We start from the raw sequence: 13919 nt of genomic DNA on the forward strand, positions 1-13919 counted from the left end.
CTCGGTAAAACGTGTCTTCTTCATCGGAATCTCCTCGTTCATCCTGCCGAGAAAATTCTACTTCCGCATCCCCTTAAGATCGGGGGGGATTACCCATCTCCCTGCACATACCGACCTTAAATCCCACGCCCCCCCCATCCCCCCAAACCCAACTTAACGGTTTCTTGTCAAATTCTCCCCATTCTCCCCCGCAGGTGCCCGGAGCGGCGAACAGTCCCCCGGGCAAGAGTTTCATATTCAGCTACCTCGAGGCGCTGTCGCTGGTCGAACGGCTGCACCGCCTGTTGCTGGACGTGATCAAGGATGAATTCGAACGGGTGGGCGTGCTGGAAATCAACGCCGTGCAGGCGCTGTTGCTGTTCAACATCGGCGACAACGAGGTGACGGCCGGCGAATTGAAAAGCCGCGGCTACTATCAGGGCAGCAACGTCAGCTACAACCTGAAAAAGCTGGTCGAAATGGGCTACATGCACCACCAGCGCTGCGAGATCGACCGCCGCTCGGTCCGCGTGCGCCTCACCGAGAACGGCCGCCGGATCCGCACCACCGTCAGCGACCTCTTCGAACGCCACGCCGAGGGATTGCAGGCCGCCAACGTGCTACAGGCCGACGGCATCGACGACATCACCGACACGCTCAAACGCGTCGAACGCTATTGGTCCGACCAGATCCGCTATATCTACTGACCGCGGACAGGGCAGGGGGCGGGCCTACTCCAGCCGCCCGATCACCAGCGTCAGCAACTCGCGCTCCAGCTTGCGCTGCATCGCCTCGGCATAGTTGTCAAACCCCAGCGCCGTTTCGACAAAGGCATCGCGCCCGAAAATCACCTCGGCCCGGAAATACGAACTCAGCGGCCCGATCCCCGATTGCCGGTCGTCGCCCGTCGCAGGGGCATCCTCCCCGATCACCAGCGCGTTGACCGTGATGCCGCTGTCCGCCAACTGGTGTTTCACATCGCGCGGACGCGGCCCCAGGTTCGACCGCCCGTCGCCCGAAATATCCAGCGTCCGCTGCGCGCAATCGGCCTGCTCCAGCAGCGCCGCACCATAGAGCATCGCCGACCCCAGCCCCGTGCCGGGCGACCGGGGCACGCGCTCAGTGCCGCGCAACGTCGCGATGATCCCGTCCAGAACCGCCTCGGATGTCACAGGCGTCCACGGCACCAGCAACGTCGTGTCCTGCGGCCCGCTCCATTCATAAACCGCCAGCGTCACCGGCGCCTGTGGCTGCTGCATCAGCGCCTGCCGCACCGGACCCGCGTCCAGCGCCACCGCCAGCCCGTCCAACTGCTGGCGGTATTCGCGCGCATCCACCGACCCCGACACATCCAGTCCCAGCGCCAGCGCCTGGCGGCACGCCGCCTGCACCGGCCCGCCCGCGACCAGCGCGCAGAACAACACCGCCAGCCGGATCATCCCGGCCCGCCGCCGCGTGATACCGCCCCCAGCACCGGCGGCGACAGCTCGCGCACCAGCTTGCGGCGCATCGCGCGCTCGTAATCCTCGAACCCCTGCGCCACTTCCATGAACGCGCCCGGCCCGTGCAACACCTCGGCCTTGTAAAAGGCGATCAGCCCCACCTCGGCCTCGTAATCGGCGGCGTTCACCACCAGCCCGTTGACCGTGACCCCGGCAAAGCCGAACTCGCGGTAGGCCGCCTGCGGGCCAAATCCCTCGTTGTTCTGCCCGTCGCCCGCCATGTCCAGCGTCTGCTGCAAACAGTCAGGCCCGCGCGCCAGAACCCCCGCGCCATAGCCCAGCGCATAGCCCATCGCCGTGGGAAAATCATTGTACGACCGCTGTGACGCGGCCACCGTCTCGGCGGCCATCAGCAACTCCGCCGGTCCCCGCACCATGACCCAGTCCAGCACCATTTCCTGATTGTACCGCCCCGACCACTCGTAAACCGCCAGCGCCACGGGGTCGTCCGTGGCGAAAAACGCCGCCCGCACCTCGGGCGCGGTCAGCGCCGCCACCAGCCCCTGCCGCTGCAACGTGTCCTCGGCGGCATCCACCGACGACGACACATCCAGCGCCAGAACCAGCGCCAACCGGCACTGTTCGGCGGCGGCGGGCAGGGCCATCAGGCCCCACCACACTGCGATCAGGGCGTGCTTCACCGGGCTTACCAGTGCCCGGTGTTTTCCATGCTGGCCCACGGCTCTTGCGGGTCCAGCCGGTCACCGGCCTGCAGCAACTCGATCGAGATGTTGTCGGGCGAGCGCACGAACGCCATATGCCCGTCACGCGGCGGGCGGTTGATGGTCACGCCATTGTCCTGCAATGTCTGGCACATCGCATAGATGTCATCGACCTCGTAGGCCAGGTGCCCGAAATGACGGCTGTCATCGGGCAGCGCATCGTCGCCGTCCCAGTTATGGGTCAGCTCGACAGGGCAGTCCTCCTGCCCCTCGGGCGCCATGAAGATCAGCGAAAACCGTCCCTGTTCGCTGTCCATGCGGCGGATCTCTTTCAGGCCCAGCATTTCGTAAAAGGCCATGGATTTCTCCAGGTCCTTCACCCGAACCATCGTGTGCAAATACTTCAGCGCCATTGTCGCGTCCTTTCGTCCTTGAAGTCAGGCCAAAGACTAGCACGCACAGGGCCGAGGGCCAGAGCACATTGGCGTGCACATTGGCGTGGGCGCGGGGCAGGGCCTCAGAACACCGATTGAAATCCGATGTTCAACCCCATGCTCTGCGTGTCGAAACGCCCGATGTTCGAATGATTGCGGCTGATGTCCAGCGTCACCTTGGGGGCAAACCCATAGCTGTCCAGTTCGGTGAACAGGAACGACGTGGACAGGCTGGCCGACACATCCTGGCGCGGATCGGGACCATAGACCGCATCGTCATAGCTGCGAAACTGTCCGCTCAGCGCCACCGAGGTGCGCGCGCCGAACACCTTCTGACCCAGAACATAGGTCAGGCCCAGCTTGGCACGGCTGTGGGTCAGCGTCTTGCTGTCGGTCACGGTGCGGCCCGCTTCGGCGTCCAGCGTCAGCCTGCCGTCGTCGGCGGTGGGCCGCGACCAGCTCAGCCCCAGCGATCCGGTGGTGCCCGACCGCACGTCATTGTCCTGCCGCTCGGCATAGCCGATGTCGGCCGACCAGGTCAGATAGTGTTTCTCGGGCAGGGTGAACGTGCTGCTCCAGTCGGCGCGCACCTCGTCCGACAGGTGACTGCCGCCATACCAGATGCGCCCGTAACTCAGGCTGTAGCTGTGGCGCGGCTTGCCCGGTCCGGTGGTGAAATCGCGGCCGATCTGGGCGCGCAGTTGCTGGTACAGGAAATCGCCATCCTCGACCCCCGCAGGCACCGCATCATCGGTCAGCACCACCCGCGTCTCCGCCCACCTCAGCGCGGCATAGTTGCGGTGTGTCTCGGTGATGTTGAAATTGTACCGCAGCCGCGCTTGTGACGAGATCTCGACCCCCGACAGCGGCACCGCCGTGGGATCGACAAAGACCAGACCGCCCAACACGATGGTGTTGTCACGCGGCGCGTTGTTGACGTTGTCGCTGGGCACCAGCCCGAACGACAGGTTGACCGACCACGGGTTTGCCATGCGCACGAACTGGTAATCGCGGATCGCGCGGGCGCGGGTGGCCTCCGAGGGGGCAACCTGCGCTGCACGTCTCAGCCACAGTTGCGCGCGGGTCTTGTGATTGTCCGACGACAGCGCCTGCGCCATCGCCAGCGCCGCACCGTATTTTTCGACATCGCGGTCGGCGGCTTTCCACGCCTGCCGCGCGGCATCCTGCGCCGCCTTGAAATCGCCCGTGGTCCGCAACCCCTGCGCCAGCAGGATCAGGCTGGTGGCGTCCTGCGGATCGCGCTGGACCAGCACGCGCGTCAGCTCGATCGACGCACGGGCATGGCCCTCGGACAACAGCTTGGCCGCCGCCATCCGCGCCTGATCCGGGCTCAGCGTCGTGGTCTGCGCCACGGCAGGCACGGCCGACACCGACAGGGCCAGCGCCAGCCACAGCGCCGCAGCGCGCCGCGTGGATTTACTGCGTCGTGACAAAGCCGCCCACTTCGCGGACGTCGTCGCCTTCGACGAACAGGATGCCCGCAATCTCTTCGCCGTTGGGTCCGGCAAAGACACCTTCCCATTTGCCACTGCGCGTCGCGTCGCCGCCGACAAATTCGGTCGCCTGCGCGGCAACGATGGTCTGGGTTTCAAAGTCGATGGTGCTGTCCTGCATCGAGATGAACCCGTCCAGCGTCCCGATCTGGGTGCCGGTCGTGTCATACAGCCGGCGGTTTCCCACCGTGCCGCCCACCGTGCCGGTGTCGTCGAAATCGCCGTAATCGACCCGCATCGCCACATCGCCGGTGACAAATTCGACCAGGTTGCTGCCGCCGGGGCCTGCATCCAGCGTCGTGCGCACCGCCGCATATTCACCGTTGTAGGAATAAATCCCGGTATTGGGCAGTGTCGGGTTCGCCCCCAGCCGCTGCGCCCCTGCGCCGCCGTAGCCAAAGTCGACATAGGCCGTGGTCCCCGCCGCCGCCACCTGTGACTGACCGCTGTCCGACCGCCGGAACACGGCGAAATACTGAACCTCGTTGGTGCCCGGCGCAGGGTCGCTTTCATAGGCGTTGAAGCCGTTGGCGAATGTCTCGGTCTGGATGCGCTTGTAGGCGTTGTTCGGATCGTCGAACGGAATGTTGTTGATCGTCAGCGTGTCCGACCCCGGATCGTAGGCGATGTTGTTCAACGTCAGGAACGTGCCTTCGTCGTCCAGATAGGCGCTGCCCGGGGTGGTGTCGTCACCGTCTTCGACCGTGTTGAAAGGATTGCCATCGCCACACGCGGCAACCAACGCCAAAATGGCGATGCCTGAATATAAACGGGTCATTTGCGACCACCTTTTTTTGAACTGCTGCCTCTTATTGCGGTCAAATTCACTGCTAACTCACGCAAAGTCAACGAATCTGTGAACATCCCTGCCGCAATGTGTCCATAAAGCGACCACGATATAGCGGTTCCCGTATGGGACGGCGCTAGATAAGGTGACGCCCTAACAGATTCTGTGCCAGAAGGATTCGCGCCATGCCGTTTCGCCCCGACCCGCGTCACACCCGCGCGCGCGCCGCGCACCGCCCGACCGGCACACCCACCCATTGCAAACCGCGAGCGCCGCAAACAGGTCTCCGGCAGACAGGCAAAGGACACTGACCCATGCAGCAGTACCACGACGCATTGCGCACGATCCTGGAGCACGGCGAAACATCGACCGACCGCACAGGGACCGGCACGATCTCCTATTTCGGACACCAGTCACGCTATCGCCTGTCCGACGGCTTTCCGCTGGTCACGACCAAGAAACTGCACCTGCGGTCCATCATCCACGAGCTGCTGTGGTTCCTGTCCGGCGACACCAACATCCGCTACCTGAAGGAAAACGGCGTCACCATCTGGGACGAATGGGCAGATGAGAACGGCGACCTCGGCCCGGTCTACGGACACCAGTGGCGCGCCTTTCCCGGCCCCGTGGCCACCGATCTGGGCACCGCGCAAGAGCCGCTCTTTCTCAACAAGCCGATCGACCAGATCGCGCAGCTTGTCGAGATGATCAAAACCTCACCCGACAGCCGCCGCCTGGTCGTGACCGCCTGGAACCCCGCCGACGTGCCGCGCCAGGCGCTGCCGCCCTGCCACACGCTCTGGCAGGTGCGCGTCTCGAACGGACGGCTGCACCTGCAACTCTACCAGCGCTCGGCCGACATGTTCCTGGGCGTGCCGTTCAACATCGCCTCCTACGCGCTGCTTCAGGTGATGCTGGCCCATGTCACGGGTTACCAGCCGGGGGATTTCATCCACACCCTGGGCGACGCGCATATCTATTCCAACCACCTCGACCAGGTTCAGCTTCAGCTCTCCCGCACCCCCAAACCGCTGCCGACCCTGCGCATCAAACGCGAGGTGTCGTCCATATTCGACTTCAAATACGAGGATTTCGAGATCACCGGCTACGATCCCGATCCCACCATCCGCGCGCCCGTGGCGGTCTGAGCCATGATCACACTGATCGTCGCCCGCGACCGCAACGGGGCCATCGGACGGGACGGGGACATCCCCTGGGACATCCGCGAGGACATGAAATCCTTTCAGCGTGAAACGCTGGGCGGGGCCATCATCATGGGGCGCAAAACCTGGGACAGCCTGCCGGTCAGGCCGCTGGCGCGGCGGCTGAACATCGTCGTGTCGTCGCAACAGGTGGACGCAGAGCATGTGGCCACATCCGTGGGTGACGCGGTCCGGATCGCCTCCGACCTCGGCTACAACCGCATCTACGGCATCGGCGGTGCCGGCATCTACACCGAGATGCTGCCGCTTGCGGACCGCCTGATGCTCTCCGAGGTCGCGACCGAGGTGGCGGATGCCGACACGTTCTTTCCAAGCGTTGATCTGGACGACTGGCGCCTGATCAGCACCCGCCACTTTGAGGGCGCGTCGCCGGAATGCGAATTGCGCGAGTATTTGCGGAAGGTCTAGGCGCGGGGCGTCGGGCAGGGGGCTTGATTGCGGTTGGGGGATGGTGAAGGGTGAACGTGGATTTAGGGGAGTGATCAGGTGAGCGGACGACGATACACCCTTAAAGGAAAATTGGGCGCTCTCCGGAGCTTGAATGATTTTGATCTGCCGGCACTGGCGGTCATAATTGGGAAGAATGGTGTTGGGAAAACTACCCTTTTAAAGGCAATAGAACTTGAAGAAATAAAATCGGATGGCCTCCCAAAGGCGGCGGTGAGTTACTACTCCCTTGAAAGCTTGAAGCCACAGAATCGTAGCGCGTCAGATAATTATGACAATCAAGCTGTTAAATATGGAACTGAACTTGATCGAAGCGTGGATGGCGTTTCCTTGCGAGAAGAAATTAAGAATATTTATTTAAATGCCTTAAAAAATGCTGGCAAAGCTGGGAGCATTGATGGAGAGACTGCAAGGAAAATTGGACTGCAGGTTCAAAGTGCGCGGCATCGTTTGAGTGACCTTTTAGATTACGCTACCCCGGAGCAAAGTGAGTTTATTCGAGAGTACTCGACATTTAAAAATGCTTTGCATGAACGGGAACGAAACGCAAAGCTGAAATCAGGAGAAGGCGGGTTTTCAGAAACTGTCCTTCTAGCTGCTTCCATGAAAAAAAAGCTGGTGCACGAGTTAGATGTCTATGACTTTCTGAAAACCTCAAGGCGGCTTGAGCCATTAATTTCAGATAGAATTTCGAGTTTATACACCACCTACAAACTTGAACAATATTATCGGGCGATCGATCTGGTTCAGGAGAATGAAATCAGATTTGAGGATGCAATGTTTGAATATCTTAATAACCATCCGCCACCATGGATTATTTTAGATGAACTTCTAGCCGAACTTCGTTTAGAGTTTTCAAAGGAAGGGCTTTTCTCTTTTAAAGTTTCGAATCCAGCCAAGGACAAGCTGTCAATATCAACATTTCAAGATTATAAGTTTTCGGCACATTTGCTTCATGCTGGGTCTAAGCAAAAATCTAAATTCGAATCTCTTTCATCGGGAGAACTGGTATTACTTTCAGTGTGTTTGATGCTCTTCAACCTTAATACGGGTGCAGTTGCCCCAAAGTTGTTGTTGCTTGATGAAATAGATTCAGTTTTGCACCCTGCGATGGTCCCATCTTTGTTGAGATTGCTGCAGCGGATGGTTGAAAGGCATAATATTGAGGTAATACTCACATCTCACTCTCCGACCACAGTGGTTTCAGTTCGGGAAAGTTCCGTCTTTCAGTTGGAATTGGAAGGTCGCCGTCATAGCCTAAAACAACATAAAATGTCAGACGTTGTTTCTTCATTGTCGAGTGGATTTATGACGCTAGAAGATGGCTTGTTGGTGTTAGGTGAACGCTATGGGCCGATTACAATAGTTTCGGAGGGTAACAATTCTATTATATTGAGTAAGTGGTGTGAGTTGTTTTTTCCGAAATTGAAGGTATTGAAAGGAGCAGAGTCCAAATCAGGTTTTCGTCAATTATGTACGCTGAGCCACTTTCTTGACGGACAGAATACCAGACATAAGTGGCTGATAGTTGTGGATTGCGATAAGTTTGGGGAGCTGGAGAAAATTAAAAGTGGCCATGCGGTCGAGTCTTTCGCGTTTGATTTTCACGAGAATAGAATTTGTAAGACTGGGATCGAAAACATGTTCAATGAAGATCTGTTGAAAGACTATGCTCGGTTGCGGACAGGCGAGAAAGGCGAAGCCTTAATTTTTGAATCGCCGCAGAAACGAGAATTTGCGAACTTCATAAAAGAGAAAGGTAAGGAAGAGCATTTTGTGAATTTTTTAAAATTGAAGGAAAAGGTCGAGAGTATGTTGACTTCTGTTTCATCCGAAAATCCCGATTAAATTTTTGATAACAGCATTTCGGCATGCACGTCGCTCTTTAGTGTCTCAATGTCGACGCAGCTACTCATGACTTGGGGCTTCGTTGCCCTATTGGTCCGGACGCTGCCCTCTCCAAACCACACCAACCAAACCGCCTGCGTCCTCGGCACAGTTCTCGCGGATTGCGCGTTCGGCATTTTGAATGATCCACTAGATCATCCGATCCGGATGCGCCGGACGGCGCTCCCGGGGCTCCGCCCGTTCGCGCCTGAAAACGTCCACTGGACGTTTTCCGGGACGGCGCTCACCCCCCCAAATTAACCATTCCGTTAACCCATCCTTAACCCGCCCCAAAATCCGTACAATTCCCCCCGGAATACGTACAACACCCGAAAAACGCGGGAATTTGCGCGCAAATTCCCACCGCAATCTTGTACAAGATTGCCTGCGATACGTACCAATTCGCCCGATTCCCCGCCGCACGCAGGCCCGAAAATCCGGCATTAATCCCCCGTGCGTTCTGTAAAATCCGCGCTACACTGCGCCCATGATTGACCTCGCAAACCTCCCCGCCGGCTTCCACGACAACCCGTTTCCGCACTATGACCGGCTGCTGGAATCCGCCCCCCTCTGCCTGCAGCCCGACGGCTCTGTGTTGCTGTCCCGCCATGCCGATCTCAGCGCGGTCTACAAGGACACCACCACCTTTACCTCCGACAAACGTATTGTTTTCAAACCGAAATTCGGCGCGGGCACGCCGCTTTATGAACATCACACCACTTCGCTGGTGTTCAACGATCCGCCCCTGCACACCCGCGTGCGGCGCATCATGGCCTCGGCCCTGGCCCCGCGCGCCATTCAGCGCATGGAGGCGGGCCTGGTCGACACCGTGGACCGCCTGCTGGATGACATGCCGCAACACGCTGATCTTATTGAGGATTTCGCCTCCACCATCCCCATCCAGATCATCGGAAACCTGCTGGATATCCCCCATTCCGACCGCGCCCCGCTGCGCGACTGGTCGCTGGCCATCCTCGGCGCGCTCGAGCCGGTCCTGACCCCTGCGCAACTGGCCGCCGGGCAGCAGGCGGTGACCGAATTCAAGACGTATCTTCAAGGACTTATCGCCCATCGCACCGCCCATCCGGGTGATCCCGACACCGATGTTCTGACCCGCCTGATCCAGGGCGACAGCGACGGCACCCTGACCGAGATCGAGCTGATCCAGAACTGCATCTTCATCCTGAACGCGGGCCACGAAACCACGACCAATCTGATCGGCAACGGCCTGGCCCTCCTGCACGATCACCCTTCGGAAAAGCAGCGTCTTATCAATAACATGGACCTGATCACCCCCTGCGTCGAAGAGGTCCTGCGCTGCGCCTCCCCGAACCAGTTCGGCAACCGCGAGACCGCCACCGACTGTGTGATCGCAGGCCACAGGATCGCCGCAGGCACCAACCTGCACCTGTGCATCGGCGCGGCCAACCGTGATCCGCAAGTGTTTGAGAATGCGGATGTTTTCGACATCACCCGCACGCCGAACCGGCACCTTGCCTTCGCCGGCGGTCCCCACGTCTGCGTCGGCCTGACCCTCGCCCGGATGGAAGGCCGCATCGCCATCGCCCGCTTCCTGCAACGCTTCCCGGGTTACGCCATCACATCCCGCGAACAGGGCGGCCGCATCCGCTTTCGCGGCTACAGATCACTTGGTGCAACCCTGTGAAACTACAGAAAAAACTGGACAGGTTAAAAGAGTGTGACCAAAATAAGGCACATTGAAATGCACATCACCCGAAACGAGGATCGACATGCGCCTGAAATCCATTTTGACCGCCACACTTGGCCTGACCGTCCTGGGCACCATGCCCGCACTGGCCTCTGACAGCCCCAAGATCTACGCCTATCCCAGCAGCGCAAATTACTGCCCTGCCGGCCTGCAACCCGTTACAATCAATGGGGTAATCTGCTGTGGCACACCGAACCAGACGATGACCTACAGCCAGGTCATGCAGCACCCCGTCCAGCGCCGCAAAGCCAGCACCTACGACTGCCCCATCGGCACCAAGGGCTGCACCTACGACTGAACCCTCTGCCGCCGGTCAACAGGCCCGACATCGCACCGGGCCTGTTGTCTGCAATCGCTCACAGCAAGCTCAGGTCCGAAGCCATCTGCCGCCCGTCGCGCCCTTCGGACAGCTCGTAGCTGACCTTCTGGTTGTCCGCCAAACCTGTCAATCCAGACCTTTCCACTGCTGAAATATGGACAAAAACATCATTGCCACCTTCGTCCGGTGCGATGAAGCCGTAACCTTTTGTGGTGTTGAACCACTTCACGGTGCCAGTTGGCATAATCCCGTGCCTCCTTCTGCCTTACATACACTCCCGTGGCCCCACGGGACATTGCCGTGACATCGCAAGGGGTTCTGGCCCGATGCACCGCCACATCTATCAAGATTGATCAACCTTGGAAAAAATCAAGAAAAAGCCATGCAATCCGGGGTCGGATTCCCTATTTGATGCTCAACAGGAGGACAATGATGCTGATTTACGGGCTGAAAACATGCGATACCTGCCGCAAGGCGATCAGGGCATTGCCACAGGCAACCTTTGTGGACGTGCGCAAGGAGGGCGTTCCCGCGGATGTGATGGCACAGGCGCAGGCCACCTTTGGCGACGCGCTGACCAACACCCGCAGCACCACCTGGCGCGGGCTGGATGACGCCACGCGGGCGCTGCCGCAATTGCAGGTGCTGGCAGAGCACCCCTCGCTGATGAAGCGTCCCCTGATCGTGGACGGCGACCGGATGCACCTGGGCTGGGACGCGGCCACGCGGGCGGCGCTCGGCGTCGAAGGTTAGTCCGCCCTGCGCGCTGGACTGAGGGGCAGGGCGGTCGGCGCTACAGCTCTGCGCGGCGTGTGGATCGCAGGGCTGCGTCCAGGCTCAGCGGTCCTGCGCCCTTGATCACAAGGATCATCAGCAACAGCACCCACAGCGCGCGCTGGTCCACAATCGCCGCGTTCGAGATATGGTCAAACCACGCGCCCGTGGTCTTTGCGCCCACGTCATGTCCGTAGATGTCCACATAGCTTTGGACCGCGACAAAAACGATCATCCCCAGCGCGCTGAGCCGTGTCATCAGGCCGATGGCGATGCACAGCGGCAGCAGGAATTCCGCCCAGGTGCCCAGCACCGCAACCAACCGATAGCCCCAGCCCAGGTGCGCCGCGTCATAGCCTGCGGCCTCGACCGCCTTGGGGAAGATCTGCATATAGGCCGTGTCCGACAGCCACAGCAGGCCGCCCGCGCCTTCGCCCAGCTTGGTCAGCGCCGACACCCAGAAATACAGCAGCAGCACGCCGACAAAGACCACGCGGGCCAGCGTTGGCAACAGCCATTCGGCACGGTCCAGGGCAGTGGTCAGGCGGGTGTATGTGCGGATCATGCAGGGTCTTTCGTGATCAGTCCCGTTACGGCGTTCTGCGCAAACAGCAACGCCATCGGTGTGGCGATGTCACAGGCGGGATCGACCGCACCGGCCGCATCTTGCGCGGCCTCCAGCGTTTCACCTGCCATCAATGCCGCAATCCAGGCACCTTGGGCCGGAGAGAGGGGATGCGGCACGGGATCATAGTCCGCGCGGGTGATCAGCACATGCTGGGCCACGGGCTGCGGCTTTGGCGCGCCGTCCTCGGTGTTGAACCGCCAGATGTCGTAGAGGGGCCACACGGACGGGATCAGGTGCACGGCAGGCGCAACCGCGAACCGCACCGCCCCAAGCTGTTCTGGCGGAAGATCACCCAGTCGTGCGGCATCCAATGGCACGCAGTCGGCAGCGTGATAGGACAGGCGCAGCGCCTGTTCCAGCCCGGCCACGTCGCTCAGATAGCCCAGATGCGCCAGTTGCGGCACCTCAGCCAGAAAGCTGTCAAAGCCGTCGCCATAGCGTTGCATGATCGGCAAGGTCGGCGGCTGTGCGCGGATGAAAGCACCGGCGACGAGGTCGAAATTCTGCGCTCCGATCAGCTTGCGTACCGCCGGAAAGCCTGCGCGCATCACATCCGTGAGCGATTGCATGACGTTGTTTCGGTAAACGTCAAAGCGTTTGCCCGCCACTGCACCCGTCCCGTCGTGCAGGCCTTCGGGGGCTGGCAGCACAGGGTCCAGAAGGGCGTCGTAAAACCGTTTCATGCAGGCGCCAGTGCGGCGGCGGCCCGGACCGCTTCGGCGCGCAAGGTGGGCCAGTCGGGCACATCATTGTCCCATTCCACCAGCACCGGCCTTGGCCCCGTGCGCGCCAGAACACGGTCCAACAGGGTCCAGACCGCGCCGACAACCGGCGCACCGTGGCTGTCGATCAACAATGGCGCACCGCGATCGTCGATGTCCTCGGCATGGCCGCCCACGTGCAATTCGCCCACGGCCTCAAGCGGGTAGGCGTCGATATAGGCCTCGGCGCTGGTGCCCAGATTGGTGGCGGAGATGAACACGTTGTTCACGTCCAGCAACAGCCCGCAGCCGGTGCGGCGCACCAGTTCGGCCAGGAATTCGGTCTCGGACCATGTGCTGTCGTCAAAGGCCAGATAGCTGGACGGGTTTTCCAGCAGCATCTGGCGGCCCAATGTGTCTTGCACCTGATCAATATGCGCCGCCACATGGGCCAGCGTCGCGTCCGTGTAGGGCAGGGGCAGCAGGTCGTTCATATACTCGGCCCCGTGGGTGGACCACGCCAGATGTTCGGAAAAGCTGTCGGGTTTCAGCCAGTCGCACAAGTGTTTCAGCCGCGCCAGATGGTCGGCGTCCAGATCCTGCGCCCCGCCGATGCTAAGCCCCACGCCATGCACCGAGGTGGCAAATTGTTCGGAAAGCGCCCGCAGTTGGGCGATCTGCCGGCCACCGTCGCCCATGTAATTCTCGGCATGGACCTCGATCCAGTGCGCGGGTCCGGGATCGTCGGTCAGCCCCTGAAAATGCGCAGGTTTGAAACCGACGCCGGGGGCGTTTGGCAATGTGTTGGGGGTGCGGCGTGCGTCCAGCATGGCGGCGGCCTTTCACGCAGGGGGGCGTGCACCGGGCCGGATAGGACCCGGTGCAACAGGTGCCTCAGGCAGAGGGCAGATCGCGGTCCAGTTCTTCCAGCGCGCCGGTGCGGGGCGTGCCGTCGGCCATGGCGGGCAGTTCGATTTCGGTGCAGGTGCCTGCATCGACCAGCGTCCAGGCGTTGCCCTGGTAATCCACGGTCGAGGTGCCCGCACAGGTGGTGCCTTCGCCCGCCTTGCACGAGTTTTCACCCGCCAGCGACACGCCATAGCATTTCTCTTTGGTCGCGGCGCTGACGCTTGTGGCTTGCGCGGTCATCGCCGCGGCGACAGCGCCCAGCAGGGCGGCGGTTTTCATCGGTTTGGACATCTTCAATCTCCCTTAAACATATCACCTTGGTGCGGGCACTCACGGCCCTTGCATCCAGAGTAGTGGTGCGTTCGTGTACTCTACCACTCACGAGCCTGTTATTCACATGTGTGTTAGCAGGTGGCGGCACAAG

The 13919-nt window shown here is 60.6% G+C and carries 17 protein-coding genes; 7 read left to right on the forward strand and 10 right to left on the reverse strand.

The genetic code is table 11. The features are described 5' to 3' along the window. Positions 1 to 194 precede the first annotated feature (194 nt). A complete protein-coding gene (locus BUC08_RS14570; RefSeq protein WP_037926298.1) occupies positions 195 to 686 on the forward strand; it encodes a MarR family winged helix-turn-helix transcriptional regulator in 492 nt (163 codons plus the stop codon). 24 nt (positions 687 to 710) lie between these two features. On the opposite strand, the gene BUC08_RS14575 is transcribed toward BUC08_RS14570, so the two are convergent. The 5 genes from BUC08_RS14575 to BUC08_RS14595 all read right to left on the reverse strand — a co-directional run bounded on the left by BUC08_RS14575 (position 711) and on the right by BUC08_RS14595 (position 4869). Continuing rightward, positions 711 to 1418, reverse strand: a complete 708-nt coding sequence (locus BUC08_RS14575; RefSeq protein ID WP_037926295.1) for a DUF1194 domain-containing protein — start codon at positions 1416 to 1418, stop codon at positions 711 to 713. Continuing rightward, on the reverse strand, positions 1415 to 2086 hold the full coding sequence (locus BUC08_RS14580; protein WP_051694355.1) for a DUF1194 domain-containing protein: 672 nt from the start codon (positions 2084 to 2086) through the stop codon (positions 1415 to 1417). Before BUC08_RS14580 ends, BUC08_RS14575 begins: the two co-directional genes overlap by 4 nt. A gap of 41 nt (positions 2087 to 2127) precedes the next feature. Continuing rightward, complete coding sequence (locus tag BUC08_RS14585) at positions 2128 to 2556, reverse strand: VOC family protein (RefSeq protein ID WP_037926289.1); 429 nt, start codon at positions 2554 to 2556, stop codon at positions 2128 to 2130. A 104-nt stretch (positions 2557 to 2660) separates the two neighbouring features. After that, entirely contained in the window at positions 2661 to 4031 is a 1371-nt protein-coding gene (locus BUC08_RS14590) for a tetratricopeptide repeat protein (protein ID WP_037926286.1), read from the reverse strand. Further along, a complete protein-coding gene (locus BUC08_RS14595; protein ID WP_037926283.1) occupies positions 4015 to 4869 on the reverse strand; it encodes a hypothetical protein in 855 nt (284 codons plus the stop codon). The genes BUC08_RS14590 and BUC08_RS14595 overlap by 17 nt, the downstream gene beginning before the upstream one ends. A 323-nt stretch (positions 4870 to 5192) precedes the next feature. Between BUC08_RS14595 and BUC08_RS14600 the strand changes: the two genes are divergently transcribed. The 5 genes from BUC08_RS14600 to BUC08_RS14620 all read left to right on the forward strand — a co-directional run bounded on the left by BUC08_RS14600 (position 5193) and on the right by BUC08_RS14620 (position 10462). Then, positions 5193 to 6026: a thymidylate synthase gene (locus BUC08_RS14600; protein WP_037926280.1), complete on the forward strand. Its 834-nt coding sequence runs from the start codon at positions 5193 to 5195 to the stop codon at positions 6024 to 6026. Positions 6027 to 6029: 3 nt separating this feature from the next. Then, a complete protein-coding gene (locus BUC08_RS14605) occupies positions 6030 to 6509 on the forward strand; it encodes a dihydrofolate reductase (RefSeq protein WP_037926277.1) in 480 nt (159 codons plus the stop codon). A gap of 78 nt (positions 6510 to 6587) precedes the next feature. Continuing rightward, a complete protein-coding gene (locus BUC08_RS14610) occupies positions 6588 to 8396 on the forward strand; it encodes an AAA family ATPase (RefSeq protein ID WP_081855380.1) in 1809 nt (602 codons plus the stop codon). A gap of 526 nt (positions 8397 to 8922) precedes the next feature. Then, on the forward strand, positions 8923 to 10101 hold the full coding sequence (locus BUC08_RS14615; protein WP_037926271.1) for a cytochrome P450: 1179 nt from the start codon (positions 8923 to 8925) through the stop codon (positions 10099 to 10101). An 85-nt stretch (positions 10102 to 10186) separates the two neighbouring features. Further along, complete coding sequence (locus BUC08_RS14620) at positions 10187 to 10462, forward strand: hypothetical protein (RefSeq protein WP_051694329.1); 276 nt, start codon at positions 10187 to 10189, stop codon at positions 10460 to 10462. A 58-nt stretch (positions 10463 to 10520) separates the two neighbouring features. Here BUC08_RS14620 and BUC08_RS14625 read toward each other — a convergent pair whose 3' ends face one another. Next, positions 10521 to 10727, reverse strand: coding sequence for a cold-shock protein (locus BUC08_RS14625; RefSeq protein ID WP_028958257.1), 207 nt, complete (start codon positions 10725 to 10727; stop codon positions 10521 to 10523). Between the two features lie 188 nt (positions 10728 to 10915). Here BUC08_RS14625 and BUC08_RS14630 point away from each other — a divergent pair, with 188 nt between their 5' ends. Further along, entirely contained in the window at positions 10916 to 11236 is a 321-nt protein-coding gene (locus BUC08_RS14630) for an arsenate reductase family protein (protein WP_037926269.1), read from the forward strand. A gap of 40 nt (positions 11237 to 11276) precedes the next feature. Here the strand turns inward: BUC08_RS14630 and BUC08_RS14635 are convergent, their stop codons facing one another. From BUC08_RS14635 to BUC08_RS14650, 4 genes are all read right to left on the reverse strand, one after another. Continuing rightward, on the reverse strand, positions 11277 to 11822 hold the full coding sequence (locus tag BUC08_RS14635; protein ID WP_037926267.1) for a DoxX family protein: 546 nt from the start codon (positions 11820 to 11822) through the stop codon (positions 11277 to 11279). Beyond that, entirely contained in the window at positions 11819 to 12568 is a 750-nt protein-coding gene (locus BUC08_RS14640) for an HvfC/BufC N-terminal domain-containing protein (protein WP_037926264.1), read from the reverse strand. The genes BUC08_RS14635 and BUC08_RS14640 overlap by 4 nt, the downstream gene beginning before the upstream one ends. Next, entirely contained in the window at positions 12565 to 13416 is an 852-nt protein-coding gene (gene bufB, locus BUC08_RS14645) for an MNIO family bufferin maturase (RefSeq protein WP_037926261.1), read from the reverse strand. The genes BUC08_RS14640 and bufB overlap by 4 nt, the downstream gene beginning before the upstream one ends. Before the next feature lie 64 nt (positions 13417 to 13480). Beyond that, positions 13481 to 13786: a BufA1 family periplasmic bufferin-type metallophore gene (locus BUC08_RS14650; RefSeq protein ID WP_037926257.1), complete on the reverse strand. Its 306-nt coding sequence runs from the start codon at positions 13784 to 13786 to the stop codon at positions 13481 to 13483. Positions 13787 to 13919 lie beyond the last annotated feature (133 nt).

It is taken from the genome of Pseudosulfitobacter pseudonitzschiae, assembly GCF_900129395.1.
In the GTDB taxonomy this organism is placed as follows: domain Bacteria; phylum Pseudomonadota; class Alphaproteobacteria; order Rhodobacterales; family Rhodobacteraceae; genus Pseudosulfitobacter; species Pseudosulfitobacter pseudonitzschiae.